24 protein-coding genes are annotated in these 25232 nt (G+C 65.0%); 8 read left to right on the top strand and 16 right to left on the bottom strand.

Annotated elements, in window-relative coordinates; translation table 11 throughout:
• Window positions 1-57: 57 nt before the first annotated feature.
• The 3 genes from HMPREF0307_RS07945 to HMPREF0307_RS07935 are packed head-to-tail and all read left to right on the top strand — an operon-like array spanning window position 58 to window position 1828.
• A complete protein-coding gene (locus tag HMPREF0307_RS07945) occupies window positions 58-555 on the top strand; it encodes an ArsR/SmtB family transcription factor (protein WP_066491127.1) in 498 nt (165 codons plus the stop codon).
• Complete coding sequence (locus tag HMPREF0307_RS07940; protein ID WP_066491004.1) at window positions 555-1541, top strand: serine hydrolase domain-containing protein; 987 nt, start codon at window positions 555-557, stop codon at window positions 1539-1541. The genes HMPREF0307_RS07945 and HMPREF0307_RS07940 overlap by 1 nt, the downstream gene beginning before the upstream one ends.
• Entirely contained in the window at window positions 1538-1828 is a 291-nt protein-coding gene (locus HMPREF0307_RS07935; protein WP_141628778.1) for a hypothetical protein, read from the top strand. Before HMPREF0307_RS07940 ends, HMPREF0307_RS07935 begins: the two co-directional genes overlap by 4 nt.
• On the opposite strand, the gene HMPREF0307_RS07930 is transcribed toward HMPREF0307_RS07935, so the two are convergent.
• Window positions 1771-2694: a uroporphyrinogen decarboxylase/cobalamine-independent methonine synthase family protein gene (locus HMPREF0307_RS07930; protein ID WP_066490998.1), complete on the bottom strand. Its 924-nt coding sequence runs from the start codon at window positions 2692-2694 to the stop codon at window positions 1771-1773. The genes HMPREF0307_RS07935 and HMPREF0307_RS07930 overlap by 58 nt on opposite strands.
• A gap of 31 nt (window positions 2695-2725) precedes the next feature.
• Between HMPREF0307_RS07930 and HMPREF0307_RS07925 the strand changes: the two genes are divergently transcribed.
• The gene (locus tag HMPREF0307_RS07925) at window positions 2726-3088 is read left to right on the top strand and encodes a PH domain-containing protein (RefSeq protein ID WP_066490995.1); all 363 of its coding nucleotides are present in this window, start codon (window positions 2726-2728) and stop codon (window positions 3086-3088) included.
• Here HMPREF0307_RS07925 and mnmA read toward each other — a convergent pair.
• Window positions 3085-4170 carry a tRNA 2-thiouridine(34) synthase MnmA gene (gene mnmA, locus HMPREF0307_RS07920; RefSeq protein WP_066490989.1) on the bottom strand — a complete coding sequence of 362 codons (1086 nt, stop codon included), beginning with the start codon at window positions 4168-4170 and terminating at the stop codon, window positions 3085-3087. The genes HMPREF0307_RS07925 and mnmA overlap by 4 nt on opposite strands.
• 27 nt (window positions 4171-4197) lie before the next feature.
• Complete coding sequence (locus tag HMPREF0307_RS07915) at window positions 4198-4710, bottom strand: VIT1/CCC1 transporter family protein (RefSeq protein WP_066490987.1); 513 nt, start codon at window positions 4708-4710, stop codon at window positions 4198-4200.
• Window positions 4711-4804: 94 nt separating this feature from the next.
• On the opposite strand from HMPREF0307_RS07915, the gene HMPREF0307_RS07910 reads away from it, so the two are divergent.
• The gene (locus HMPREF0307_RS07910) at window positions 4805-5638 is read left to right on the top strand and encodes a spermidine synthase (RefSeq protein ID WP_066490983.1); all 834 of its coding nucleotides are present in this window, start codon (window positions 4805-4807) and stop codon (window positions 5636-5638) included.
• A gap of 43 nt (window positions 5639-5681) precedes the next feature.
• On the top strand, window positions 5682-6545 hold the full coding sequence (locus tag HMPREF0307_RS07905) for an endonuclease domain-containing protein (protein WP_066490976.1): 864 nt from the start codon (window positions 5682-5684) through the stop codon (window positions 6543-6545).
• A gap of 90 nt (window positions 6546-6635) precedes the next feature.
• Here HMPREF0307_RS07905 and HMPREF0307_RS07900 read toward each other — a convergent pair whose 3' ends face one another.
• Genes HMPREF0307_RS07900 through HMPREF0307_RS07860 form a run of 9 tightly spaced genes read right to left on the bottom strand, consistent with a single transcriptional unit; the run spans window position 6636 to window position 17255 of the window.
• On the bottom strand, window positions 6636-7775 hold the full coding sequence (locus HMPREF0307_RS07900) for a glycoside hydrolase family 25 protein (protein WP_066490973.1): 1140 nt from the start codon (window positions 7773-7775) through the stop codon (window positions 6636-6638).
• A 48-nt stretch (window positions 7776-7823) separates the two neighbouring features.
• Entirely contained in the window at window positions 7824-10169 is a 2346-nt protein-coding gene (locus HMPREF0307_RS07895) for a bifunctional lysylphosphatidylglycerol flippase/synthetase MprF (RefSeq protein WP_066490964.1), read from the bottom strand.
• Window positions 10156-11427, bottom strand: coding sequence for an alpha/beta hydrolase (locus HMPREF0307_RS07890; protein ID WP_066490963.1), 1272 nt, complete (start codon window positions 11425-11427; stop codon window positions 10156-10158). Before HMPREF0307_RS07890 ends, HMPREF0307_RS07895 begins: the two co-directional genes overlap by 14 nt.
• A 60-nt stretch (window positions 11428-11487) precedes the next feature.
• Window positions 11488-12606, bottom strand: a complete 1119-nt coding sequence (locus HMPREF0307_RS07885; RefSeq protein WP_066490962.1) for a cysteine desulfurase family protein — start codon at window positions 12604-12606, stop codon at window positions 11488-11490.
• Complete coding sequence (locus HMPREF0307_RS07880) at window positions 12606-13550, bottom strand: electron transfer flavoprotein subunit alpha/FixB family protein (protein WP_066490961.1); 945 nt, start codon at window positions 13548-13550, stop codon at window positions 12606-12608. Before HMPREF0307_RS07880 ends, HMPREF0307_RS07885 begins: the two co-directional genes overlap by 1 nt.
• A 12-nt stretch (window positions 13551-13562) precedes the next feature.
• Complete coding sequence (locus tag HMPREF0307_RS07875; RefSeq protein WP_066490956.1) at window positions 13563-14351, bottom strand: electron transfer flavoprotein subunit beta/FixA family protein; 789 nt, start codon at window positions 14349-14351, stop codon at window positions 13563-13565.
• Window positions 14352-14393: 42 nt separating this feature from the next.
• Window positions 14394-15548 (bottom strand): THUMP-like domain-containing protein, encoded by a 1155-nt coding sequence (locus HMPREF0307_RS07870; RefSeq protein WP_066490951.1) that lies wholly within the window; start codon window positions 15546-15548, stop codon window positions 14394-14396.
• Entirely contained in the window at window positions 15545-16405 is an 861-nt protein-coding gene (locus HMPREF0307_RS07865; RefSeq protein ID WP_066490937.1) for an NUDIX hydrolase, read from the bottom strand. Before HMPREF0307_RS07865 ends, HMPREF0307_RS07870 begins: the two co-directional genes overlap by 4 nt.
• Before the next feature lie 22 nt (window positions 16406-16427).
• Window positions 16428-17255 (bottom strand): ABC transporter ATP-binding protein, encoded by an 828-nt coding sequence (locus tag HMPREF0307_RS07860; protein WP_066490930.1) that lies wholly within the window; start codon window positions 17253-17255, stop codon window positions 16428-16430.
• Window positions 17256-17322: 67 nt separating this feature from the next.
• On the opposite strand from HMPREF0307_RS07860, the gene HMPREF0307_RS07855 reads away from it, so the two are divergent.
• Window positions 17323-19368: a maltotransferase domain-containing protein gene (locus HMPREF0307_RS07855; RefSeq protein WP_066490928.1), complete on the top strand. Its 2046-nt coding sequence runs from the start codon at window positions 17323-17325 to the stop codon at window positions 19366-19368.
• Between the two features lie 129 nt (window positions 19369-19497).
• Window positions 19498-21618 (top strand): 1,4-alpha-glucan branching protein GlgB, encoded by a 2121-nt coding sequence (gene glgB, locus HMPREF0307_RS07850; RefSeq protein ID WP_066490926.1) that lies wholly within the window; start codon window positions 19498-19500, stop codon window positions 21616-21618.
• Between the two features lie 110 nt (window positions 21619-21728).
• Here the strand turns inward: glgB and HMPREF0307_RS07845 are convergent, their stop codons facing one another.
• The 4 genes from HMPREF0307_RS07845 to HMPREF0307_RS07830 all read right to left on the bottom strand — a co-directional run bounded on the left by HMPREF0307_RS07845 (window position 21729) and on the right by HMPREF0307_RS07830 (window position 25228).
• Window positions 21729-22136, bottom strand: coding sequence for an arsenate-mycothiol transferase ArsC (locus tag HMPREF0307_RS07845; protein ID WP_066490914.1), 408 nt, complete (start codon window positions 22134-22136; stop codon window positions 21729-21731).
• Window positions 22137-22241: 105 nt separating this feature from the next.
• Entirely contained in the window at window positions 22242-23681 is a 1440-nt protein-coding gene (locus HMPREF0307_RS07840; protein ID WP_066490913.1) for a cation:dicarboxylate symporter family transporter, read from the bottom strand.
• A gap of 320 nt (window positions 23682-24001) precedes the next feature.
• Complete coding sequence (locus HMPREF0307_RS07835; protein ID WP_066490908.1) at window positions 24002-24913, bottom strand: tetratricopeptide repeat protein; 912 nt, start codon at window positions 24911-24913, stop codon at window positions 24002-24004.
• Window positions 24914-24916: 3 nt separating this feature from the next.
• Window positions 24917-25228: a thiamine-binding protein gene (locus tag HMPREF0307_RS07830; RefSeq protein ID WP_066490903.1), complete on the bottom strand. Its 312-nt coding sequence runs from the start codon at window positions 25226-25228 to the stop codon at window positions 24917-24919.
• Window positions 25229-25232 lie beyond the last annotated feature (4 nt).

Genomic DNA, 25232 nt, shown 5'->3' with positions numbered 1-25232 from the left:
CAATTTCCATAATTCTTGAAGTTTTTTGAATTTTCTGGAATTTTGGAATACATGACCATGACAGACCTCGTACAGCGCCTCGCCGAGGTGGAGCGACGCCTCGATGCTCTGGAGCACAAGCCCTCTGCAAAGCAGCAACCCGCGTCAGCCGACACTTTCTGGCTCCTTGACGCCCTTCAAGCCGGTCCCGAGATCCCGGATGGCTCCGTCGCCTTCGGCGGCGACGTCCAGCTCGGCGGAGGCAGCTACCAATACCAATGGCAGCGCCCCACCCACGCCGTGACAGACGAGCCGTGGACTGACGCCATTACCCGCCTTTCTGCGCTCGCGCACCCCCTGCGCGCGGAAATTCTCCGCCGTCTCCTCGCGGCCCCTGCGACGGCAGCCGACCTCGTGGAGGAGGGCATCGTGAGCTCCACGAGCACCGCCTACCACCATCTCAACGAGCTCAGCTCCGCCGGCTGGATTACCAAAGCCAAAGCGTCCACGTTTGAAATCCGCGCCAGCCGCGTCATTCCGCTGATGACCATCATCATCGCAGGAGAGGACCACTAATGAATAAGCGAATCATTGCATCCGTTGTTGCCGCAGTCTTCGTCGCCGCAGTACTCATCAGCTCCGGGCCCCGCGGAATCGCCACCGAGTCACGTCGTACCGGCACGCTCGACCTCACAAGCCACGCGGAGCGCGGCCATCATCAACTCGCCGCTTTCTTCCTCACCGACGGCACGCCCGAGTTCGGCGGCCTCGGCGCCGACGAGCACACTGAGGTTGAAATCGGCTCCGTGACCAAAATGTTCACCGTCGAAATCACACAGCAGCTTATCGAGGAAGGAGTACTCTCCCGCGACACTCGTGTCGGCGAAGTCCTTGACCTCGGGGACTCCCCCGCCGCCGACATCACTGTCAAGGAACTCGCCACCCACACCTCAGGCCTTCCGCGTCTCGCCAACCCCGACTTCTTTCGCAGTCTCGTCACAATGGTCAGAAACGGAAATCCCTATGCGGGTGAGACAACCGAAGATATTCTCGATGCCGCCCGCACCGCGAAACTCGAAAACCGCGGTACGGAGCAGTACTCCAACTTCGGCTACGCGCTCCTCGGCGCCCTGCTCGCGGAGAAGACCGGCACTCCCTACGAGGAACTCGTGCGCACCCGCATCTTTGAGCCCGCCGGCATGACGGAGTCCTACGTCGCGCTCCCCGGCACCGTGCCTGCCGATGCCCCGCGCGGCCTCGCCCCCAATGGCCGCACCGCCGCAGCGTGGGAGCTCGACGGCGATGCCCCTGCTGGCGGCATTCGATCCACCGCCGCAGACATGGCGAAATTCGCCGCCTGGATGTGCGACCACGGACACTTCGATCTCGGTTGGGAGAAGGAAGACAACAGTGACTGCACCTACTGGCACAACGGCGGCACCGGTGGCTACAGCACGATGCTCATCATCCAGCCCGAGCAGCACCGCGCCGCCTACGCCAGCAATGACGGCATGACCGGCGTCGAAGACCTTGCCCGCGCGCTATTTAAGGAGCACGCATGATGGCCATCGGTATCGCCCTCGCCTACTCAGCAGGACTGCTCTGGAGCACCTGGCGCCTGCGCACGCGGCCGCTATCCCTCCTGAACTTTCTAGCCAACGCGCTCTTCGACATCGCGCTCGCCTTCTATTTCGGCCGCGCGCTCGCCTGGAACCCCGGCGCCCTGTGGGCGTGGTACATCCTCGTCGCCGCCGTAACTCTACGCATCGGCGTTGGTGCCTACCAGCTGTTTTATAAGTCCCCTGCGTCACGCTCAAGCATGCCCGCGACCTCAGCCGCGAAGCGGTAGTCGCGCGCGGCGTCCCGGACGGGCCACGGGTTGATATCGACGTGCGTGACGAGCAGCTCGCGACTATGTCCCAGGCGGTCGAAGTGCTGGGCCACGGCGATCGCGGCGGCGCGGGCATCGGTGAAGGTGCGCGGATCGAGTGCCAGGCCCACACGGCGGCTAGCCTCGAGGTGCTCGCCCAAGCCGTCGAGGTTCGCTGGCGTATCGAGTCCCGCGAAGTCGACAAGCAGTGTGCCCGCCGAGGCCAGCGGCCAGAGATTCCCGGCGCGCAGGTAATCCGCGCTGAGCTCCTCCAGCCTCGCGATCGCGACCTCCTCCGGTACTGCCCGGATTGGGTCGAAGTCGGTGGTGCCTGGGATGCGGCCTGCGAGGGCATCGGCAAGCTGAGGCTCATCGAGTTGGAGGACAACCTCGGAGTTAAAGCGGCGGGCTACCTCCGCGGAGTGAGCCTGGATGCCTTCGAGGAGCGCAGCATGCAGGTCTTCGCGGGCGCCGCGGTCGGTAATCACGCGGTGACCGTTAGACAACTCAACAGCGGCGGCGAGTGTCCACGGACCCACGGCCTGGATCTTCACGCGTGGAACATGCTCGCCCCAGACCTCCACGATGGCGTCGAGGTCACGCTCCATGCGGTCCCAGACGCGGCGAGTCTCGCGCTGCGGCCGGGCTGTCATCTGCCACGAGCGCGGGCCACGGTCGACGGTGAGCGCCTCGAGGAGGCCGGCGGTGCGGCCGATAGCATCAGAACCCAGGCCTCGGTCCGGCAGCTGCGGCAGATGCGGAAGGGCGCCGGTCTCCCCCATCACGATATCGGCGGCCTCAGACATGGAAGTGCCCGGCATGGGGCCTAATCCGAAACCGGTCATAGGTGCGCATCCTTTTGTTAGGTTGGTGGCTATGGCTTACGACAGTATCGCAACATGGTGGTTCAACGACGAAACCGACATTCCAGCGGACGTGCCGCTCGTGCCCGGCGAAGAAGCTATCGCCGCGTATACGACGCTGCGCGACGTCGCTGTCTTCACCACGAAGCGGCTCATCGTGCGCGACGCGCAAGGCCTAACAGGCAAGAAGAAGGAAATCTACTCACTGCCGTACTCCTCCATCACGATGTGGTCATCTGAGAATGCAGGCAAGATCGACCTCGACGCAGAACTCGAGTTGTGGACCCGTGCCGGGCGCATCAAGGTCAGCGTAGGCAAAAAGGTCGATGTCCGCGCCTTGGACCAGCTGATCAGCCGCTGCGTGCTGGGAGCTTAGTTAGTCCCGTTGATGGTGCCAGACCCGATAACGATGTCGCCGAGCTCGTCCGGGCTGGGCAGGTAGAGTACGGCGGCCTGACCGCGGGCCACGCCGTCGAGCGGCTCGTCGAGTTCGAGCGTCATCGTGTCATTCGCGCGATCGACGACGGCGTGGCAGCGCACGACGGAGCCGTGGGCGCGGACCTGGACGTCGCAGTCGAACTCGCCGTCCATGGCCGGGTGCAGGTACTTAAGACGGTCCGCGGTGATGCGCGTGACCTTAAGATCCTCGCGGGAACCGACCGTGACGGTGCCGGTGGCGGCATCGATGTCCGTGACGTAGCGCGGGCGACCATCGGCAGCGGGGGCCTTGATATCGAGGCCCTTGCGCTGGCCGATAGTGAAGTTCCACGCACCGTCGTGTTCCTTGAGCTCGTGCCCTTCCTTGTCGATGATCATGCCCGGGCGCAGACCGATCTTGGAGCCCAGGAACGCCTGAGTGTTGCCGTCCGGGATGAAGCAAATGTCGTAGGAATCCGGCTTCGTCGCGGTGGAGAAGCCGTGGCGCTTAGCCTCCTCGCGAATCTGCGGCTTGGGTGTGTCCCCAATCGGGAAGAAACAGTGGTCGAGCTCGTCCTTCGTGATGACACCCAGGACGTAGGACTGGTCCTTGTTTTCGTCGAGGGAGCGACGCATGTAGCCGTCCGAGTCGATGGTGGCGTAGTGGCCGGTCGCGACGGCATCGAAGCCCAGCGCCATGCCCTTGCGCAGGAGGGCTGCGAACTTGATCTTCTCGTTGCAGCGCAGGCACGGGTTAGGGGTCTCGCCGCGGGCGTATGAGTCCACGAAATCGCCGATGACGGCTTCCTTAAACTCCTCCGAGAAGTCCCACACGTAGAAGGGAATGCCCAGCTTGTCGCAGATGCGGCGAGCATCCGCGGAGTCCTCAAGCGAGCAGCAGCCGCGGGCCTTCTCACGGGTTTGCTGTGCGTCCTTGTGCAGCGCGAGGTGCACGCCCACGACCTCGTGGCCGGCGTCCACGGCGCGTGCGGCCGCCACAGAAGAATCGACGCCGCCGGACATTGCTACTAGAACTCGCATGGAGGTCAGTTTATCCCTTAAGGCAAATTATCCCACGACCCCGCCGAACGCTGTGCCGATGCCGTATGTCACCGCCAGGCCGAGCGCGCCACCCAGCACGAGCCGGAGTACCGCGCGCACGGGATCCGTGTCAGAGAGTTTGGCCGAGGTAAAGCCCGTAATCACCAGCGCGAGCAACGTCGTCGCGAAGACGACGAGGGCAGAGTTGGAGGAGAAGAACACTGATGCCAACGGCAGCGCCGCACCGGCCAGGAAGGAAGCGCCCGAAGCCGCGGCTGCCTCCCAGGGATTAGTGAGTTTCTCGCCATCGAGGCCGTACTCAATCTGCAGGTGCGCGGTGAGCGGGTCGCCCTCTCCAATCTCCTGCGCCGCCTTGTGCGCGGTCTTATCCGAAATGCCGTAGCCGGAGAGGATGCCGGCGGTGAGAATGGCGGCATCGGAAGCACCGGAGCCTATAACGCCGAGGAGAAGCGCGGCATTGCTGATGATGCCGTCGTTCGCGCCAAGCACCGCTGCGCGCAAGGAATTAACAGTGACCATGCATTCATTATGCACGACCTATAAGAGCTGGTCTAGGCTTGAAAACCTAACCTAACATGCGTCCGACGAGCCTGCCCTTAGTAAGGTATAGCGCATGGGTAGACAACGCGCGCACTCCTCCGACCCTCGGGTCGGCACCTACGAGATTTCCACGGGCTCGGCTTCCGTCGAAGCCGACCCATTCCGGGAGGGCGCGTATATCCTCAACGTCAACGGCGTGCCGTCCTCGCACATCGTGATCGATGAACCGAAGGAGCTTGAGTTCGAGTACATGCGCTGGATCGCTGCGGCTGTCGAGTCGCTGGCTCCTAGTCGCCGACTCGTCCATCTGGGCGGCGCGGGGTGCTCGCTGGCGCGCTATTTCGCTTCCGTCTGGCCTAACTCGCACAACACCGTGGTAGAGCTTGATGCCAAGCTCGGACAGTTGGTGCGTGAGCTTTTCGATATCCCGTCTGCCCCCACCGTCAAGATCCGCGCCGGGGAGGCGCGCGCGGTGACCTTCGGCTTTCCGCCGGGGCGTTGCGATGTCATCATCCGCGACGTCTTCGCGGGGTCCACAACCCCGCGCCCTCTCACCACGGTCGAGTTCTTCGAGGCGGCTCACTCGGCACTGAGCGCGGGCGGCCTGTATGTCGCGAACTGCGGCGACCACTCCTCGCTGCGGGTGGCGAAGGCGGAGCTGGCCGGCCTGGCGCAGGTCTTCTCTCATGTGGCCGTCATCGCGGATCCGCCGATGCTCAAGGGCCGCCGCTACGGGAACATCATTCTCATCGCCTCCGATACTGAGCTTCCTGTAGAGGGCTCACCGGAGTTTGCGGCGCTTACAAAACCACTGCTCGCCGGCGCCGTGCCCGCGCGTTACGAGGACGAACGCTGGACCCGGAAATTTTTCAAGGGGACGGACGCACTGCGCGATCCCGCCGAGTAGGTTAAGCTCCGGGACGGGGACCACACATTCAAGGGGGATTATCATGGATGACCTCGTCCTTTCGGAGCTCAGCCGCTCGAAGCTGCGCACGCTTGTCAAGAACGGCAAGGCCGTGCCCATCTGCAGAGGCTTGTATCTGAGCCGCACGCCCACAGCGGCGGAGTTAGCTGTCATCCTTCAAGACCGGACGCCGGACCTCGTTCTCACTGGGATCACCGCAGGACAGATAGCTCATGGAAAGCCGCTGACGCTGCCGCTCCACGTCGCGTATTCAGAAACTCTTCCCCACTCGCAGTTCTTCGTTGCGCACCGCACAACGCAGCTTGCGAACGACGTCCACAGCAAGGCACGCATTCACTACCCAATTCTCGCGGTCGCATGCATAGATGACGACGAGCTGGGCCTGAAATACCTCGAGCGCGCATATGCCGGTCAGCCCGGAAAAATCCGGCTCGAAGAGCATATGGAGTCGATTGCTCGCCTCCCGAAACGCTCGCGGGCGCTCCTCGATCGCGCGGCACTCGGGACCGACTCGGGCGCAGAAAGAAGTATCGTTCGCGGATTGCGCGAGCTCGGCCTGCACACTGAATCCAATGTTTTCATCGGCCCCTATCTCTGGGACATCGTGCTGCCCAAATTGGGATTTGCCGTAGAAATCGACGGCTTCGAGTACCACTCCCGGAAACCCGAGACCATTCGCGACGCGTGGAAGACAAACGACGCAGTGCTGCGCGGCTGGCGTCCGCTGCGCTATACGGGAAGCTGTGTGACGTACCACCGCGACGATATCCTCCGGCAAATCTCGACGGCGCTGAATCCCGACTTGGAGGCGAAAGTCCACACACCGGTCCGGCAGTGGCACAGGTGGTTTAGTACGCGGAGCGACCCGTGGGATGTGCATGACTGACGCGAAATAGCCACAACGTCCGAATAAGGAGTCGAAATGTGAAAAATCGAGACCTTATTCGGACGTTGTGGCTATTGTCAGCGCTGCCGTTTAAGCCCCGGCGAGCATCCGGTTCACGGCCGCCGCGACGGCGCCGGAGTCGAGCTGCGGCAACTGCACGCCAGCCTCGCGGGCGGCCTTCTGCGCGTGGTCGACCTCGACGGCGTCGACCTCGGTGTTGGACAGGTGCGCCGCGTTGTCGAGCAGCAGCGCGAGGTCGGAGAGGGTGGCACCGTTCTTCAGCATCTCCTCGAGCTTCTCCTTCGGCAGCGCGTCGTTGGCGATGAGTGCCTTGGCCATATCTGTAAACTGGTCCCCTCCGGCAGCCTCGGTGAGGGCAGGAGCGACGGCGGCGCCGACGGACAAAGCAAGGATGGCAGCAATGACGGCACGTGCGTCGCCGGACAGGTCAACGCCCGGGATGACGAGGTTCTCAAGGATGCCGCCGAAGTCGATGTAGTTACCGGCAGAGAACGTCTCGAGCTGCATCTGGGTGCCATTGAAGATGTTCATATCCACCGGGCCAGTGATGCCGCCCACGCGGCCGGAGTCAGAGCGCTGCCAGAAGGCGATACGGTCCCAGCCGCCCACCGGCTCCGGGGCCTGATCCTGGTACGCGGCGAGCCACAGCGGGAACTCGGAGAACTCCGTCGTGTTGCCCATCTCGTGGAGCCAGAAGTACTTGTACGTGTAGATCATCGGGGTGCGGCCGGTTAGGCGCTGCAGCTCCGAGGTGAAGGTGCGCGTCCAGGCCACGAGCTCGGCCGGGGACTTGCCCTCGGAGACCTCGAGGTCGAGGACCGGCGGCAGGGTCTGGCCCGGGACGAGGGCGAGCTGTGCAGCGAACTCCGCGGCCTGGCGAGCGGGATCCGCTGCTGGGCGGGCGTAGTGGTACGCGCCGACCTTGAGACCGGCCATCTTCGCGGCGTTCGCGTCGCCGACGTAGTGGCTGTTAACCCAGCCTTCGCCCTCGGTGGCCTTGACGAACGCGAAGGACTGGCCGTCCGACTTCACGGCGTTCCAGTCAATGCCGGCGAGCGTGGTGTGCTGGTGTCCAGAGACATCGATGCCGCTGGGTGCAACGAGGCCGCCCAGGTCTTGGGCCTGAGCGACGGTGCTGGAAACGGTGGCTGTGGACAGAGCAAGTGCGGCAGCCGTAAGGGCCGCGACGATACGGCGTGCAGAGATCATGCCTGCGACACTACACATCAATCACACGAGTCACACACACAACACGCGTTACTGCTTTAACTTTTCGGATCGCGCGGCGAGCCACGCGCGCACGGCACGCGCCGCATCCGCAGCCGAGAGCAACGGCACATAGGCGTGGACGACCGCGGCGGCGATAGCAGGCAGTGCCAACTCATCGTCGTACGCGAGGTACCACGCGTGCTCCGTCGGCTGGAACTTGCGCTTGCTCGCGGCGAGCGTGCGGAAGCCGTAGAGCGGCTCCATCTCCTCGCCCACGCGCGAGAGCAGCGCGTCGAGCAAACCGGGCTCGGACGAGCTGCCGGACAGCGGCGCGCCCGAGAGCGAAATCCACTCGCAGCCCTCGGCAGCGGCTTGCAGGAGCGCTTCGGAGATAAGCAGCTCAATGACGCCTTTAAACCCATGCTCGGAACGGCGCATGACGTCGAGCGTGTACCCCGCGATCTCGCCGGAATGGTGGACCGGCAACCATGACGTCACGCCATGCAAAGAACCGTCAGAACCCACGGCGAGCAGCAAGCGGGTACCGGGCACACGCAGCTCCGGCAGCGAGCCCAGAGTAAAGCCCATCTCCGGCAAAGACTTCTCGGAGACCCATTCTTCAGACAGGGCGATAACGGCCGCTTGAAGCTCGAGCGAAAGTTCCGACCACGTCGTCCACATAGTCGTCACGCCTTCTTTGCCAGCCTTGTTACGCGCGGTACGCACGTTCTGGAACTTCTTGCCTTTAAATTCCACGTTGTCGGTCGGCAGCACTGCTTCCTCGGCGACTTCGAGGCGGCGGAACCCCGGGCGCTCGAAGGCTTCGGAAACGGAGTACCACGCCGGACGCAGCGAATTCTCACGCGCGAAGGCCTCGAACTCGGCGGCGCAGCCCTCGGGGTCAAGTCCCACAGGCTGGCCCAAGGACAACGCCACCCCTCGGGAGGCGCGGTAGGCCACATACGTATCCCCCGCTGCATTAAAGAAGTAGCGGTTGCCCTCCCACAGAGTCATGAACGACAGGTGGTCGCCAGAGCCGGACTCGAGGATGGCACGCGCGTGAGTGGCATCACCGGAAGGGTCAGCAGGTCGAGCGAATATGCGCCAGCCTTGCCACGCGGCATAGAGCCAGAAGACCGTGCCCACCCACTCGTAGAGCGCCCACGCCGCCGAGGTGCCCGGCACGAGCGCGTACGGCAGGAGCAGCGCAACAACGGGCGGGAAGAAGCGCAACGGCCATTCAAACGCGATAGAGCCGAAGGACGCGTCGTCAAAGGAAGCCCTCAGAAGCCAGGCACCCACGAACCACACGGCGCTCACTACAACGAAAGCGAGCAGGAGGCGCAGCAGTACGCGGAGGACCGAGGCGGAATTCTCGCGCACGCTGAACACGCGGCGGTTCCAGACGAGTACACAAGCACACCCCAGCCACGGCACGAGAACCGCCGCTAGGTTGATGCCGTAGAGCGCCACGCCGTCTTCATCCAAGTCGAAGAGCTGCGTGACGAGCACGGCCATGGCAGCGAATTGAACGAGAAGCGAACCCCACCACGCGGCGAGGCGGCCCTTCCACAGCCCATAACAGAGCACGAGTTGGATGAGCAGCGGGATGAGGTCCGCGACGGCCGGGCCCAGGCCGTAGACACGCGACCAGCTGAGGGCGTCCTGGCACTCCTGCGAGCCGGGCAGGGAGTGGCATAGACCGGCGGTGAGGGCATCGGAAGCACCGCCGGACCACATGAGCTGGGTGACGGGGCTAAACGGGCCCTCGGCGCCAGGATTGAGCGCGACAAAGAGCGGACCGAGCGCGACGATCCCCACCACCAGTGCAGTGAGCACGCGCTTCTCGCTTGCCGATGCCCCCGCGCCGCGGGTTTCCTTCGCCCACCAGGCTCCCGCGGCGATGGACAACACGGCGGCGGTCACGCCGATGACATCGGGAAGCGTGCCCGAATACAAGGCCATGGTGGCGGGCAGCACGAGGATGACTAGGCGCACGCGGCGGCGCCAGAGCCGGGGAAGCCGCGCGGAGGCGAAACCGGCGGTGCCAATGATGAACGCGATGAGCGTCATCCGAGTCGAGCGCAGGAGATCATCGCCCCAGCGGTTGAGACCGGCAATCTCAATGCCCTTGGCAATCACGAGGGACAGCGGCACGACGATGAGCTGGCTTGCCACGCCCACGGCGAGGAAACGTTTCCACCCCAGGGTGCGCTCGGCTGGGATGTCCACGGCGAGGGCAAGCAGCGTGAGCATGAACGCCCCGCCGGCGGTGTGGACGGACAGGTCATCGAGCAGCCCATCCGAGGCACCAAGAATCCACAGAGCCCACACGATGACGATGAGGAGGAGCGTCACTGGGTTGCGACGCAGGAAGGTTTTAGAGCGTGACATCGGAATCTTTCAGTCCGTCGAAGGGATCGGTCGTTACAGTGAGCCCGCCGCGGCGCGCGGCCCACGCGAAGGCGCGTTGCAGGCCAGGGCGCCACACGTCAAAGGAATGTCCACCTTCGAGTGTGCCGTACCACGCCGGAATTCCGGCGGCACGCGCCTTGGCCGAGAGGTCTGTGAGCGCGCTCTTCGCATGCTCATCCGCGGTGCCCGCGATGAAAACGGCGGCCAGCCCCGAATCCTTGTAGCTGTGTGCGGTAAGCAGGCTAGCCGGGTTCTGTGCTTGGTACTTGGACTCGTCGCCACCGAAGAACTTCTCAACCGTCGCGGCATGCGTGCCGATGGTCGGCTCCGCCTCGCCGGACAGATCGATGACCGAGCCGAATGCGGACGGGTGCGTCGTGGCGATCTGCAGCGTGCACGTGCCGCCGTAGCTCAAACCAGCGACCGTCCAGTGCTTCTGATCCGCATCCACGCGGAAGTCTGCCTTAATCGTGTTCGGCACGTCCGTCGTGAGGTACGTCATCACTGTGGCGACCGAAGAGTTGGCGCAGATGGGGTTGGCGTTCTCGGAGCCTGTGGCATCGACAGCGATGACGATCGGGCTTACTCCCCCGTTGGCGGCCTGGAAGCGGTCCGCGGTCTGCGCTGCCTCACCGGAGCCGAACCACTGCTCCGGTCCGCCGGGGTTGCCGTGGAGCAAGACGATAACCGGCAACGTGGCGTTCGACGTGAAATACGCCGGCGGCAGATACGCCGTGGCGTCGCGCGAGGTGAATCCCGAGACCGCGGAGGACACCGGGAAGGTAACGAGCGCGCCGTGGGCGCCGTCCGTCGCCGACGCAGCCTTGACCTGATCGAGCGTCATCTCCGGAGCTACGGGCTGCGGGTCGAGCGAGGCGACCGTGGGATACGTGCCGTATTCCATGTTGGCCAGGCCCGCGGTGGACACGGCGGAGACGACGGCGACGAGCGCGAGGAGCACGCGCAGGCGCGGCAGGACGGCCACGCCCACGAGCGCGAGCACCGAGACGAGCCCAGCGGCGAAAAGGTAGAGGGGAATATCCCAATGGCGGAGAATAAACCATGCCGCGGAGACAGCGGCGAGCGCCACGGCGAGGGTAAGGCCCGTGCGGTGCCACCGCTTCCAGCCGGCCCAGAGGACGACATCCGCGCCGAGGACAAGTAGCACCACGTAGATGACGCCCGCCGCGGTTCCCGTGAGCGGAATCTCCCGCACAAAATCGATAACTGATTGCACGAGATAACAGTAGTTCCCGCCTGCTGGAACGTTACGGGCGAAAGCCCACGAGTTTCCTACTTATACACTGCGAGCTCGCTCCACGATGCTGGGAATTTCCTGACAGGCAGCATCCACGTCCGCCTGCGTGGTGCCGGGGCCGAGGGTAAACCGCAGACCACCGGAGTGGTCCTGGTCGATCCCCATAGCTTCGAGGACGTGCGAGGGGCGGTACACGCCGGCATGGCATGCGGAGCCTGCCGATGCCTCTATCCCCGCAGCGTCGGCCAGCATGAGCAAGCTATCCGAGTCCGTGCCCGGGAACGTGAGATGCAGGTGGCTGGGCAACGCCGGCTCATGCGTGTTGCAGATCGCGTCGGGCACGGCGGCCAATAGGCGATCGCGGAGAGCGTCGCGCAGTACGCGCACGCGGGCGGCCTCGGACTCGAGCTCGGCGAGCGACTCGTGGAGCGCGGCCGCCGTCGCAGAAGCGGCTGCCACGTCGACGGTGCCGGGGCGGATGCCGCGCTCTTGTCCCCCGCCGTAGGCGATGGGCTGCGGTGCCGGCGAGCGGCGCGCGAGCAGGAGGCCTGCGCCACGCGGACCGCCGAACTTGTGGGCACTGGCGGCCAACGTTGTGGCACCCAGCGCGTGGAAGTCGATAGGCAGCTTGCCCATGACTTGAACGGCGTCGATGTGGACGGGGGTCTCGCCCGCCCGGTCGATGACTTCTTTGACGGGCTGGAGGGCGCCGGTCTCATTATTGGCCCACATGCACGTCGCCACGGCAGCGGGGGCGTCGAGCGCCGCGAGGTCGCTCAGATGGCCGTCGTGGCCGACGGGCAGCAGGTCAACGGTCGCACCTTCCTTAGCGAGGGCGGCAACGGTCTCGAGGACACCAGGGTGCTCGATGGGCGTGGAGACAACGCGCGCCGGCGCACCGGCAGCCACGCGGGCGCGATAAAGGCCCTGGATGCCGATGTTGTCCGCCTCGGTGCCAGACGAGGTGAAGATGACCTCGATGGGCTCGCAGCCGAGGTCGGCGGCGATGGACTCACGGGCATCGTCAAGCACACTGCGCGCGCGGCGGCCCGAAGCATACGTCGCGCCGGCGTTGAGAGCGCCCGACGCGGCGACCCAGGCGTCCACGGCCGCTTGGCGCATGGGCTGGGTCGCCGCGTAGTCGAAATAGTGTGACATTAGCCGCGACGCGAGTTGATCTCGGCGGTAAGCGCCGGGGCGATCTCGTGGAGGTCACCCACGACGCCGAGGTCAGCGATCTCGAAGAAGGGCTCGTCCTGGTCCTGGTTGACCACGACGATGGTGCCCGAGGTACGCATGCCTGTGAGGTGCTGGATGGCGCCAGAGATGCCGAGTGCAATATAGAGATCCGGCGAGACGGTGACGCCGGTCTGGCCGACCTGGTGCGCGGGGTCGTAGGCGCCGTTGTCCACGGCGTCGCGGGTGGCGCCGACGGCGCCCCCGAGGGCATCGGCAAGCGGCTCGACAACTTCGGCGAACTTGTCGCCAACGCCGCGGCCGCCGGAGACAACGACCTTGGCGGCGGTGAGTTCGGGGCGCGCGGAGTGCTCGGCGGGCTTAAAACCGGTGACGGTGACGTCGCGCTCGGTGGCGCCCGGCAGCGGCATGGGGGCGAGCTCGCCCGCGGCCGGCTGCGGTTCGGCCTTGATGGCGCCGGGGCGCACGGTAAAGACCGGGCAGGCGCCCGCGGCGGTGGAGGTCGCCTGGAAGGTGCCACCGAAGATGACGTGGGTGGCGGAGTGATCCGGGTTGATGGCCGTGACGTCCGCGAGGACGCCGGAGGCCAGGCGTGCGGCAACGCGGCCGGCAATCTCGTTGCCGGTGGGCGTCGCGGCGATGACGATGGGCGCGGGGTTCGCGGCGCCGAGGGCGTGGAGGGCGTCGACCTCGGGTGTGATGAGGCGCTGGCCGTAGTCGGCCGTGGTGGCCTCAACGACCTGGGCGGCGCCGAGCTCGGCGAGCTCCTTCTCAAATCCTGCAGGCGAGGCGGAGACGACGACGGCAGAGACGACGCCCAGCGGGCGGGCGGCGGTGATGAGCTCGGCGGTGACCGGTGAAAGCTGGCCCGCCTCGTGCTCGACAAGAACGTAAACGTGCGACATGGTGGGTGCTCCTTAAATGAGGTTGCGGGCGGCGAGGAAGTCGGCGATCTGGCTGGCGGCCTCTTCGGCGGAGACGCCGGAGATGACCTCGCCGGCGGTGCGCGGCGGCAGTTCCTGGGAGTCAGTGACCTGAGTGGCCGGCGCAATGGCGTCGATGCCAAGGTCTGCGACGGACCACTCGGTAACCTCGGCCTTCTTCGCGGCCATAAGGCCCTTGAAGTTGGGGAAGCGCGGCTTGTCCGCCTTGTCTGTAACGGTGACGAGAGCCGGCAGGGCGGTCTCGATTTCCCACGTACCGCGGGCGTCCTCGCGGGTACCGGTGAGCTTGTCGCCGGTGAAGTTCAGGGTCTTCACGCCGGTGAGCGCGGGCAGCTGGCGGTACTCGGCGAGCAGGCCTGCGAGCAAACCGGTCTGGGAGTCCGAGGCCTGGGAGCCGGCGACGACGATCTGGACGGGGTCGGTCTCGGCGAGCTTGGTGAGCGCGGCGTTCAAGGTCCAGGCGGTGGAGAGTGCGTCAGCGCCAGCAAGCTGATCGTCCACGACGTGCACAGCGGCGTCCGCACCCATGGCGAGCGCCTTGCGCAGAGCTTCGTCGGCTTGGGCCGGGCCCATGGTGAGAGCCACGACGCGGAAGCCGGCGTCCGGATTGTTTTCGCGCAGGCGAAGGGCCTGCTCGACGGAGAATTCGTTGACCTCGTCGATGACGTTGTCCACGTCGCGGTTAATCCGGTGATCCTCCCCCAGTGTCTTCGTCGACCAGGTATCCGGTACGTGTTTGACCAGCGCCACGATGGTTGGCATGTGTCGTGTCCCTTTCCGTCATGCGTGTGTTATGAAAGTTAGCTAAACCTTGCTCGATGATACTCGGGGGCCGCAGATAAATGCGACCTGCCGCGAACTTCCGGCGGCCGAGCCCGCGAGGCCGTCGTCGACGCGCGCCACCACCACCGTGAGCGCTGCGGGGCCCCGCAGCTTGAGCTTCTTGCGGAGCTGGTCTGGGTCGACGTTCACGCCACGCACGAGGATTTCCGCGCGGCCACAGTCGTACGAAGCGAGCGCGGCCTTGAGCTTCTTGAGGGGGACCTGCTCGATGAATTCAAATCCCGAGGTGCCCGTGGGCAGCCGGTCGCCGGTGAGGTAGGCCAAGTGCTCGTCGAGCTGCCAGAGCCCCTCGCGCGCGGCGTAATGCTGGACGAGCCCGGCGCGGATGATGGCGCCGTCGGGCTCGAGGATGAAGCGGCCGGGCTCGCCGGGCGCGGGTGGATCGACGGGCGCGTCCGTGACGATGTCCGTGTGGCCGTCGCGGAGGATGACCGCGCGGCGGCGAGCGGCGGCGAGGTCCGGCGTGTAGAGGCAGGCCTCCTTGACGCCGCCGTCGACGGAGACGATGTCCACGCCGCCGTCCCACTCGGAGAAGTCGAGGCCCGGCGCGCACTTGATGGCCAGGGGACGGCCGGGGTACGCGGCGACGAGGTCTGGCAGCGGAGGAAGAAGCTTGGCGGGGTCGGTAATGCGGCGCCCACCCGCGCGACGGGCGGGGTCGGCGACGACGACGCCGGAGTTGGTCACGGGTGCCAAGGCATCCGCGCGGACGAACCAGCCGTCGGGCACGTTGTGGCGGGCCATGGCCAAGCGTGAGGCGTCGAGGTCGGAGCCGACATAGTCAATTCGGGCAGTGCGAAGCAATGCCCCCTCAGTGCCGATGGAACAGGTGACGTCGTGGACGAACTCAACGCCGAGCGCAGCCAAGTGCTGGGCGCGGAAGGACGCGACGGCGGGTGGGGTGGCTTGTTGGACCGAGGTGGCATCGGCAAGCCAGTGAGCAGGGAGCTTGCCCGAGCGGCGGGCCTGGAGGAGCTCGGCGACGGCGCGGGCGTGCTCGCCGTAGAGCCCGCGGAGGAACTCCACGTCCTTGAGCTGGGTCTTGGGAGTGAGTTCAAGATCGTGGTCGAAGGTGTGGGCCGCGAGGAAGGCGACCTCGTCGAGGGTAAAACTCATATGCGGTCCACCGGGTTGGTCTCGAAGTAGTCGCTGTAGTGTGGGTCGTCGACTGGGTCGCCGATGACGGGGCGCAGGTCAGCATTGGCCGCGGCCTTGATCACGCCGGAGACGCTGTCGTGCTCCGCGAGGCGGGCAAGCTGGCGCCACGTGGGCAGGGCAAGGCGCACGAGCCCGGCGCGCCATCCGTCGAGGAGGAGCTGGGGCGGGAACCAGTTGGCGTCAGCGGCTTCAAAGGTCGTGGCGTCCGGCTCCTGGCCCGGAGGCAGCGTCGCGATAAAGAAGAACGTGTCGAACCACTGGCCTTTATCGACGCCCGCCCAGCGCGCCCAGGGGCGCAGCATATCTGCGTCGAGCTTGAAGCGGCGGCGCGAGAGGAACTCTGTAAAGGAGATGGTGTGGTTTTCGAGCTCAAGGCGCTCGTCGTGATAGCGGCGCGCATCCTCGAGAACCTCGCCGGACAGGCCGCGCACCAGAAGCGTGCCGGCCTCCTCAAAGAGCTCGCGGGCAGCGGCGAAGACGAGGGCGTGCGTCTTGTAGCGGGTCACGCCCATCTTGCGGGCCATGGAAATGGTGGACGCGCCGGACCACAGCTCGCCGGAATCCCACGTGCGCGGCGGGAAGTCGCGGGGGTCGACGCCGCCGCCGGGGAATACGACATGCCCCGGATAATTGCGCATGGTGGACACGCGTTCTTGTACCCAGACCTCGAGTCCGTCCTCGCCATCGCGAACGATAAGGACGGTGGCAGCCAGCTTGCCGCCGTTGAAACCGGTATGGTCCGCGTGGTCGATGGCGTCGTGCTCACCGACGCCATCACGGAAATAAGTCCGGTTAGGGTCCCGATAGGTTGGCATAGTGAAGCCAGATTACCGCAACCTAGCGCACGCGGCGGGCGAAATAGCGCTCTCCAATGCGGTCAACCTGAATAGGCTGATGGAACGCCGTGGAGAGGTTCTCAGAAGTCAGCACGCTATTGATAAGGCCCATGTCCACGACCTTGCCCTCGTCGAGGATCATCGCGTGAGTAAAGCCGTACGGGATCTCCTCGACGTGGTGGGTAATCATCACGATCGCCGGGGCGTCCGGATCGAGCGCCAAATCCCCCAGGTAACCCACGAGGTCCTCGCGGCCGCCCAAGTCCATGCCCGCGGAGGGCTCGTCGAGGATGAGCAGCTCCGGGTTGACCATGAGGGCGCGGGCCAAGATGACGCGCTTCTTCTCACCCTCGGACAAGGTGCCCCACGTGCGCTTGGCCAGGTGGGTCGCCCCCACCTGGGCGAGAATTTCCTCGACGCGGCCGAAATCCATATCCTGGTATTCCTCACGCCAGCGTCCGAGCACGGCGTAGCCGGCGGAGATGACCAGATCGTCGACCCGCTCATTGTCCGGGATGCGGTGCTGCACGGCGGCCGAGGAAATGCCGATGAGCGCGCGCAAGTCGCGCATGTCCGTCTTGCCGATGCGCTCGCCCATTAAGAACGCCGTGCCCTTGGACGGGAATTCCTCCGCCGCGGCCATGCGGACAAGGGAGGTCTTGCCCGCGCCATTGGGGCCGATAATGACCCATCGTTCGTCGAGCTCTACCTGCCAATCGATGGGACCTACAAGGGTGCGTCCACCGCGGCGCAGCTCCACGCCGTGGAAGTCGATCAGAAGGTCGGGGTCAGCCACGTATTCAGGTTCGGCGATCTCTTGCGCAGTCATGCCCTCTATAGTGCCTTACGTTCCACTTCCCCGGTGAAAGTGACACAGCTAGGTTAGGCTGAAAGGCATGACTTCTCCCACCTCCTCCCCGCGCATATACGGCCACGCTTTCGGCCGCCTGGGCATTGACGATGTCCGCCCCGTCATCTCCGGCGGGAAGCTGCCCTCCAAGGGCACCGTTGGGGAGGTCATCCCCGTCACGGCCTTGGTCTGGCGCGAAGGCCACGACGCCATCGCCGCCACGCTGTCTGTGTGGAATGCGGAGGCCTCCACGGTCTCCTCGACGACCATGGACTTCGACCCCGTCAACCCGGATCGCGTCCATGCCGTCTTTACCCCCGCCACCCCGGGCCGCTGGTTCTTCCGCGTCGACGCGTGGAGCGATGTCATGGCCACGTGGCGCAACGCCGTGACGAAGAAGATGGACGCCGGCCAATCCGAGCAGGAGCTCGCCAACGATCTCTCCCACGGCGCCGACCTCTTTACCCGCGCCGCACTCCAGACCCCCACGGACCAGGCGGGCCCGCTCTTCGCTGCGGCCAAGGCACTTGCTTCCGATGCCCCCTTCACCGAGCGCGTCGCCCCCGCCTTCTCCCCCGAGGTCACCGAAATTCTCGAGCACCACCCGCTGCGCGAGCTCATCACCGAAAGCGAGATTTACGAAGTCGACGTCGAGCGTGCCAAGGCCCGCTACAGCTCCTGGTACGAGCTCTTCCCCCGCTCCACCGGCGGTTGGGACGCAGATGGCAACCCCGTCCACGGCACCTTTGAGACCACGAAGCGCGCGCTGCCCCGCGTGGCGGAGATGGGTTTTGACACCGTCTACTTCCCGCCCATTCATCCCATCGGCGAGGTGCACCGCAAGGGCCGCAACAATGCGGTGACGGCACAGCCGGGCGACGTGGGTTCCCCGTGGGCCATCCAGGACCACACGACCACGCACCCGGAGCTGGGCACGATGGAGGACTTCAAGGACCTCCTCTCCTACGCCGAGTCGCTCGGCCTCGAGGTCGCCCTCGATCTGGCCCTCCAGTGCGCACCGGACCACCCATGGGCGCAGTCCAACCCGGAGTTCTTCACGGTGCTCGACGACGGCACCATCGCGTATGCAGAGAACCCACCCAAGAAGTACCAGGACATCTACCCGCTCAACTTCGACAACGACCCAGACGGCATCTACGAGGCCATCTACGACATGGTCATGATCTGGGTGAACGCCGGTGTAAAGACCTTCCGCGTGGACAACCCGCATACCAAGCCTGCCAACTTCTGGGCGTGGCTCATCGCCAAGGTGCATGCCACGCACCCAGACATCATCTTTCTCGCCGAGGCGTTCACGCGCGCCCCGCGCCTGCTGGGCCTGGCCAAGGCGGGCTTTTCGCAGTCCTACTCCTACTTCACGTGGCAGACCTCCAAGTACGACCTCACGGAGTTCGTTCAGCACCACCTGGAGCAGGCCGATATCTGCCGCCCCAATATGTTTGTCAACACCCCAGACATCCTGCACGAGTCCTTGCAGACCGGCGGACGCGCCATGTTCGCCATCCGCGCCACGCTCGCCGCGACGCTCTCCCCGCTATGGGGCGTGTACTCCGGCTTCGAGCTCTACGAGCACGAGGCCGTCAAGCCCGGCAGTGAGGAATACCTCGACTCCGAAAAGTACGAGCTGCGCCCGCGCGACTTCCAGGCGGCGCTCAACTCCGGCGACTCGCTCGAGCCCTACATCGGGATGCTCAACCGCATCCGCCGCGAAAACCCGGCCTTGCAGCAGCTGCGCGCGCTCACCTTCCACGAGGTAGACAATGACAACGTCATGGCCTACTCCAAGGCGGACGCCGCCACGGGCAACGTCGTGCTCACCGTGGTCAACCTCGACCCGCGCAATACCCAGGAAGCCACCGTCCACATCAATTACGCGGCCATCGGCCAGGACGAAGGCGCAAGCTTTGAGGTCCACGACAAAATCTCGGGCAAGACATTCACGTGGGGGCCGCACAACTTCGTGCGCCTCGCCCCGCAGGGCGACGTCGCCCACGTCCTCGTGCTGCCCACCGTCGCCGAGGACCGCCGCACGCAGCTGGCCTGGCGTCCGCAGGACACCTACCGCGCCTAGTGCCAGCCAGGCCCTGCACGCCCGTTCGAGTGAGCAGGGTCCGCGGGCACAATATCAACCGCTCGGTGCCGATCAAGAGAAAACTCACATCGCCTGCACGCACCCCTCTATAAAGGTACTTTTGACTCTATGAGCATCCCGCAGTCTGACCTCGATCTCCTCAACTCCTGCCGCCACTGGGCGCCGCACGATTTCTATGGCTGGCACGACGGCGTCGTGCGCACCCGCAAGCCGGGTGCCGAGTCGGTCGAGCTCGTCACGGCCGAGAAAACCATTGCCATGACGAACGTGGGCAATGACATCTGGGAAGCCTGCTTGGTTCGCGAGGCCGATTACCGCCTGCGCGTGACCTATCCGGGCCAGCCCGCCCGCGAGGTGGCCGACGGCTACCACTTCCTCCCTACGCTCGGTACCTTTGACCTGCACCTTATCGGGGAGGGCCGCCACGAGCGCCTGTGGGAGGTGCTCGGCGCGAACCTCAAGTCCTATGAGACGGATCTCGGCGTCGTCGAGGGCGTCGCCTTCGCCGTGTGGGCCCCCAACGCCGTGGGCGTCGCCGTCGTCGGCGACTTCTGCGGATGGAACCCCACCCAATACCCCATGCGCTCGCTAGGCTCCACGGGCATCTGGGAAGTCTTCGTCCCTGGCATCGGCGTGGGCGAGCGCTACAAGTTTGCCATCCAGACCAAGCACTCCGGCCGCATCGACAAGGCCGACCCGCTCGCCAAGGCCACCGTTGCCCCGCCGGCGACGGACTCCGTCGTCGCCCGCTCCACCTACAAGTGGAACGACCACAAATGGATCGACGCACGCACCGGCGATATCAACGTGCCGGTCAATATCTATGAGGTCCACGTCGGTTCCTGGAAGATCGGTTCGAATTACAACGTGCTGCGTGAGGAGCTCATCCCCTACCTCTTGGAGCACAACTACACGCATGTCGAGTTGATGCCCGTCGCCGAGCACCCCTTCGGCGGCTCCTGGGGCTACCAGGTCTCCGGCTACTACGCGCCCTCCGCGCGCTGGGGCTCGCCAGAGGATCTCAAGGCGCTAATCGATGCCCTCCACCAGGCGGGCATTGGCGTCATCATCGACTGGGTCCCCGCGCACTTCCCCAAGGACGAGTTCGCGCTCGGCCGCTTCGACGGCCAAGCCCTCTACGAGCACCCGGACCCCCGACGTGGCGAGCAGTCCGACTGGGGTACCTACGTCTTCGACTTCGGTCGCAACGAGGTTCGCAACTTCCTGGTCGCCAACGCTCTGTACTGGGCCGAGGAATACCACGTCGACGGCCTGCGCGTCGACGCCGTGGCCTCCATGCTTTACCTCGACTACTCCCGCGAGGAGTGGCTGCCCAACCAGTACGGCGGCCGCGAGAACCTCGAGGCTGTCCAGTTCCTCCAGGAAACCAACGGGACGCTCCACCGCGCCCACCCGGGCGTGTGGACCATCGCTGAGGAGTCCACCTCCTGGGATGGTGTTACCCGCCCCACCTCCGACGGCGGCCTGGGCTTCGACTTTAAGTGGAACATGGGCTGGATGAACGACACGCTCGAGTACTTCAAGCGCGAGCCGGTCCACCGCTCCTACCACCACGGTGAGCTCACCTTCTCCATGGTCTACGCCTACTCCGAGCACTACATCCTGCCGTTTAGCCATGACGAAGTCGTCCACGGCAAGGGCACCATCTGGGGCCGCCAGCCTGGCGATGACTGGAACAAGGCGGCCGGCGTGCGCGCGTTGTATGCCTACATGTACTCCCACCCCGGCAAGAACCTGCTGTTCATGGGCCAGGAATTCGGCCAGACCACCGAGTGGAACGAGTCTTCTTCCGTCGATTGGTCCAACCTGGAAGGCTGGGGCCACGAGTGGCACCAGGGCATCAAGAAGCTCTCGCGCGACCTCGGTGCTCTATACAAGAACACTCCGGCGCTCTACACGCGCGATTTCGATCCCTCTGGCTTCCACTGGGTCGTGGGCGATGATGCCAACGGCAGCGTGCTCGCCTACGAGCGCTACGGCGAGGACGGCTCCGCGCTGCTCGCGGTCATCAACCTCTCCGGTTCCTCCCACACTCATTACCAGCTCCACCCCACCCGTCCGGGCTGCTGGGAGCTCGTCCTCAACACGGATGACTCCAGCTACGAGGGCGCGGGCAACAACCTGCCCTCCGAGTTCACCGCGGGCGACGACGGTGCCTGGCTGCACCTGCCCGCCAACTCGGCGCAGTGGTACGTCTACCGCGGCTAGTTCTTCCAGTCTCGCCCTGAGACGCAATGACCACAACGCCCGAATAAGGTCCCAAAAATCACAACTTTTCAGGCTTATTCGGACGTTGTGGTCATTTTCAGATCTCCGGACTACTTCCCCACGAGCCCGCGCACGTGCGCGTCAATCTCGTCGCGGATAATCCGCATGCGTTCCATGCCGTGGATGTCCTGATCGACGGGTTCGGATACCTCCCAGCGCTCCAGCTTTCCAGTCGCGTCCTCCGGCCAGTCCAGCTCCGCGCCACCCACGATGACCACGTGGTCGACGCTGCGCAGCAACTGTGGGTCCACGGCCTCGACTCGGCCGTGGGTCATGTCCGCGCCGACCTCGGCGAGCGCCTCGACGGACTCCTGGTTAACCTCACCCTCGGCACCCGACTTCGTGACCTTCACGCCCGCGGAGTACGTCTCCCACTCCGGAGCGTGCTTACGCGCCAGCGCCTCGGCCATCTGGGACTTGCCACGGTTGCTATTGCACAGGAAGTAAACGGAGAGCATGGTGGTCACCTTTCAGTACAGAACACGGTTGATGTGGGTCATTGTAGACATGACAACGCCCGCACGGCCGGTTGAATGGCAGCGCGGGCGGGTGGGGTTGAGCTCTTACTTGTAGATGCCCGAGCCCTTCTCGTAGTTGTCCAGGTCAATCTGCTGCGTAGGCTGCAGCGTCTCGTTGGCGGGGTTGACGACGTCCGGCAGCTTGAGGTCGACGTCGCTGTCGAGGTCGGTCTCCTTATAAGGCAGCTGGCCGTCGAGCACCTGGTGAACGCGGTTCATGTCGACAGAGTGCGTCCAGCGGCCGATCAGGACCGTGGCCAGGGCGTTGCCCGCGAAGTTGGTCAGCGCGCGGGCCTCGGACATGAAGCGGTCAATACCGACGATGATGTCCACGCCGTGCAGGAGCTCCGGGCGGTGCGATTGCAGGCCCGCGGCCAGCGTCGCGATGCCGGCGCCGGAGACACCGGCCGCGCCCTTGGAGGCGATGATCATGAAGACCAACAGGCCGATCTGCTCGCCCAGGTTCATGGGCATGTGCATGGCCTCCGAGATGAAGATGGAAGACAGCGTGAGGTAGATGGCGGTGCCGTCAAGGTTGAAGGAGTAACCAGTCGGGACCACGATGCCGACGGTGGGCTTTTCCACGCCGAGGTGCTCCATCTTGCGCATGAGGTTCGGAAGCGCGGACTCGGAGGACGAGGTCGCGAGGATGAGGAGGAACTCACGGCCCAGGTACTTGCACAGCTTCCACATGGAGATGCCGCCGAAGACGCGGGCGATGGTACCGAGTACGAGGAAAACGAAGAGGAAACACGTGATGTAGAACGCCAGCATGAGGATGGCGAGCGACTTCACGGCATCGAAGCCGGTGGCGCCAACCACGCCGGCCATCGCGCCGAACGCGCCGATGGGCGCGACCCAGAGGATCATCGACAGCAGCTTAAACACGAGGCGCTGGAGGTGCGCAATGAACGCGAGGATGGGCTCACCCGACGGGCCCATGGACTGCACGGCGAAGCCGCAGAGTAGCGCGACGAAGAGAACCTGGAGCACCGAGCCCGACGTAAAGGACGAGAACAGCGTGTCCGGGATGATAGACGCAATGAAGCCCGTGAGGCCCTCGTGGCTCTCTTCTGCCTGAGCAATAAAGGAATCCGCAGCGCCTTGCGAAGCAGAGATGTCCAAACCGGTGCCCGGCTCGATGTAGTTACCGACGAGGAGGCCCACGCCGAGCGCGAAGGTCGACATGATGATGAAGTACGCCAGGGCGATGCCGCCGGCCTTGCCCACCGAGGCTGCGGCACGCACGGAGCCAATGCCGAGCACGATGGTGCAGAAGATGACCGGGGCAATGATCATCTTGATGAGGCTCACGAACATCGTGCCGAGGATCTTAAACGGCGCGGCGGCCTCCGGCGCGACGAGGCCGAAAACCACGCCACCGACGACCGCGACGATGACAGCAATGTAGAGCCAGTGCGTGCGGTCTTTCTTCGGACCCTTCGCCTGAGCAATTTTTGGGGTGGTGGTAACTGGCGAAACCATAGCCGTCCCTTTCTTGAAAGTGTGAGCCGCTCGATAGCGCACAGAGTTATGTATCGTCTTCTGCACCAAACGTGAAGCGGCTCACGTACGGGTGATATAGGGATACTAGACCCGCTCTTTTCTGTCGCGAAACCTAGGAAGTACAGGGTTAATGTGGTTTTAACCCCGGGGCTAGGAAAGGGGTGTCCGCGAAATTCGCCAAGCGAACACAAAGCCCCGCACGGGTGAGCATTTCTCTCACCCGTGCGGGGGATAGCCCGACAGCCAGGTCGTTATCGTGGCTGTTGGACGCGCCGCAGCGTGCAGCTGGTCACACTCGCCTAGTACAGGGCGCTCGCCAGCTTGGTACGTGCCGCGAGGACACGCGGGTCGCCCGCGTCGAAGAGTCCGAAGAGCTCGAGCAGGCGGTCGCGCAACGCAGCCTTCTCGTCACCCGCCGTGACCTTCATCGTGTTAATAAGGCGGTCAAAGGCCTTTTCCGGCACGCCGGCGACGACCTCGGCGTCCGCAGCATGCATCTGCGCGGCCGGCGAAGGGTCGGTCTCTGCCTCGGCGATGGGGTCTTCGACGCCGGAGATACGCTTGAGCAGCTTCGTGGTGTCGCGCGCCTGCTTGATGTCCGTTGCCTTCGGGTCGTCCGCGAGGATCGAGTCGTAGACCGCGATGGCTGCGTCGAAGTCGCCCGCGTTGAGCGCGTCCTCGGCCTGCGTCACGCGCGGATCGAGCTCCGGTTCCTGGGGCGTATCCCCCGCGTCCGGGATGCCCGACAGTTGGGCGCCGACCTGCTGGACGAGGGCGGCGACCCACTGCTCGAGGCTCTCGCGCGGCTGGCCCCCCTCGAAGTGGGTGATGGGCTTGCCCGCGGCGAGCGCAATGACGGTAGGCAGGTTTTGTACGCCGAAGACCTGCGCGACCTGCGGGGTGGCATCCGCGTCGACGTAGCCGACCACGAACTTCAGGCCGCCAGCCGCGGCGAGCTCCGCGAAATCGGCCTTCAGTTGCTCCGACTGCGGCGAGCGCGCCGTGCCCACGAGGACGACAACGGGCACCTGGGCGCTGCGGCGCGCGACGTCTTCTTCGAAGTTGGCCTCGGTCACCTGGAAGAAGGGCTGGACGCCGGCAGACGAGCCACCTGGCTGCGGGGCAGATGCCGCCTTGGCGCGCGCGTCATTGCGTGCTTTAAGCTCGCCCAGATCCAGGGCACCGCCGACGAAACGATTCGGAATAGTCATGGCTTAAACCTCCCCATTCTTCAGGTGGCGCTCGACGGCCTCGACCTTGCTGGTGAGCTGGCCCGTCACGCCCTCGCGAATATCGGCCTTAATCACAAGACCCGTACGCGGCGAAACCGCGCGTACGGCGTCCGTGGCCTTCTTAATGACGGCGAAGACCTCGTCCCACTCCCCTTCCAGGAGCGTGAACATGGCGTTCGTCTCGTTGGGAAGGCCGGATTCGCGCACGACCTTCACGGCGGCGGCGACGGCCTCGGACATCTCTGCGGTGGGCGACTCCACAATCGTGGGCGCGACAGAAAAAGCGACAATCATGCGT

Source organism: Corynebacterium sp. DNF00584 (assembly GCF_001552965.1).
GTDB lineage: Bacteria > Actinomycetota > Actinomycetes > Mycobacteriales > Mycobacteriaceae > Corynebacterium > Corynebacterium phoceense.
The sequence above is the reverse complement of the archived record's forward strand: the minus strand, read 5'-3'. Positions and strand labels throughout refer to the sequence as shown.

What these genes read in the sequence shown, in the direction of transcription:
- HMPREF0307_RS07845 (WP_066490914.1), bottom strand. Translation starts at nt 22,136, where the DNA reads ATGCTCTCCGTTTACTTCCTGTGCAATAGCAACCGTGGCAAGTCCCAG.
- HMPREF0307_RS07900 (WP_066490973.1), bottom strand. Translation starts at nt 7,775, where the DNA reads ATGATCTCTGCACGCCGTATCGTCGCGGCCCTTACGGCTGCCGCACTT.
- HMPREF0307_RS07915 (WP_066490987.1), bottom strand. Translation starts at nt 4,710, where the DNA reads ATGGTCACTGTTAATTCCTTGCGCGCAGCGGTGCTTGGCGCGAACGAC.
- HMPREF0307_RS07835 (WP_066490908.1), bottom strand. Translation starts at nt 24,913, where the DNA reads ATGACTATTCCGAATCGTTTCGTCGGCGGTGCCCTGGATCTGGGCGAG.
- HMPREF0307_RS07895 (WP_066490964.1), bottom strand. Translation starts at nt 10,169, where the DNA reads ATGTCACGCTCTAAAACCTTCCTGCGTCGCAACCCAGTGACGCTCCTC.
- mnmA (WP_066490989.1), bottom strand. Translation starts at nt 4,170, where the DNA reads ATGCGAGTTCTAGTAGCAATGTCCGGCGGCGTCGATTCTTCTGTGGCG.
- glgB (WP_066490926.1), top strand. Translation starts at nt 19,498, where the DNA reads ATGAGCATCCCGCAGTCTGACCTCGATCTCCTCAACTCCTGCCGCCAC.
- HMPREF0307_RS07875 (WP_066490956.1), bottom strand. Translation starts at nt 14,351, where the DNA reads ATGCCAACCATCGTGGCGCTGGTCAAACACGTACCGGATACCTGGTCG.
- HMPREF0307_RS07840 (WP_066490913.1), bottom strand. Translation starts at nt 23,681, where the DNA reads ATGGTTTCGCCAGTTACCACCACCCCAAAAATTGCTCAGGCGAAGGGT.
- HMPREF0307_RS07905 (WP_066490976.1), top strand. Translation starts at nt 5,682, where the DNA reads ATGGATGACCTCGTCCTTTCGGAGCTCAGCCGCTCGAAGCTGCGCACG.
- HMPREF0307_RS07945 (WP_066491127.1), top strand. Translation starts at nt 58, where the DNA reads ATGACAGACCTCGTACAGCGCCTCGCCGAGGTGGAGCGACGCCTCGAT.
- HMPREF0307_RS07940 (WP_066491004.1), top strand. Translation starts at nt 555, where the DNA reads ATGAATAAGCGAATCATTGCATCCGTTGTTGCCGCAGTCTTCGTCGCC.
- HMPREF0307_RS07935 (WP_141628778.1), top strand. Translation starts at nt 1,538, where the DNA reads ATGATGGCCATCGGTATCGCCCTCGCCTACTCAGCAGGACTGCTCTGG.
- HMPREF0307_RS07910 (WP_066490983.1), top strand. Translation starts at nt 4,805, where the DNA reads ATGGGTAGACAACGCGCGCACTCCTCCGACCCTCGGGTCGGCACCTAC.
- HMPREF0307_RS07855 (WP_066490928.1), top strand. Translation starts at nt 17,323, where the DNA reads ATGACTTCTCCCACCTCCTCCCCGCGCATATACGGCCACGCTTTCGGC.
- HMPREF0307_RS07925 (WP_066490995.1), top strand. Translation starts at nt 2,726, where the DNA reads ATGGCTTACGACAGTATCGCAACATGGTGGTTCAACGACGAAACCGAC.
- HMPREF0307_RS07930 (WP_066490998.1), bottom strand. Translation starts at nt 2,694, where the DNA reads ATGACCGGTTTCGGATTAGGCCCCATGCCGGGCACTTCCATGTCTGAG.
- HMPREF0307_RS07830 (WP_066490903.1), bottom strand. Translation starts at nt 25,228, where the DNA reads ATGATTGTCGCTTTTTCTGTCGCGCCCACGATTGTGGAGTCGCCCACC.
- HMPREF0307_RS07865 (WP_066490937.1), bottom strand. Translation starts at nt 16,405, where the DNA reads ATGCCAACCTATCGGGACCCTAACCGGACTTATTTCCGTGATGGCGTC.
- HMPREF0307_RS07880 (WP_066490961.1), bottom strand. Translation starts at nt 13,550, where the DNA reads ATGTCGCACGTTTACGTTCTTGTCGAGCACGAGGCGGGCCAGCTTTCA.
- HMPREF0307_RS07870 (WP_066490951.1), bottom strand. Translation starts at nt 15,548, where the DNA reads ATGAGTTTTACCCTCGACGAGGTCGCCTTCCTCGCGGCCCACACCTTC.
- HMPREF0307_RS07860 (WP_066490930.1), bottom strand. Translation starts at nt 17,255, where the DNA reads ATGACTGCGCAAGAGATCGCCGAACCTGAATACGTGGCTGACCCCGAC.
- HMPREF0307_RS07885 (WP_066490962.1), bottom strand. Translation starts at nt 12,606, where the DNA reads ATGTCACACTATTTCGACTACGCGGCGACCCAGCCCATGCGCCAAGCG.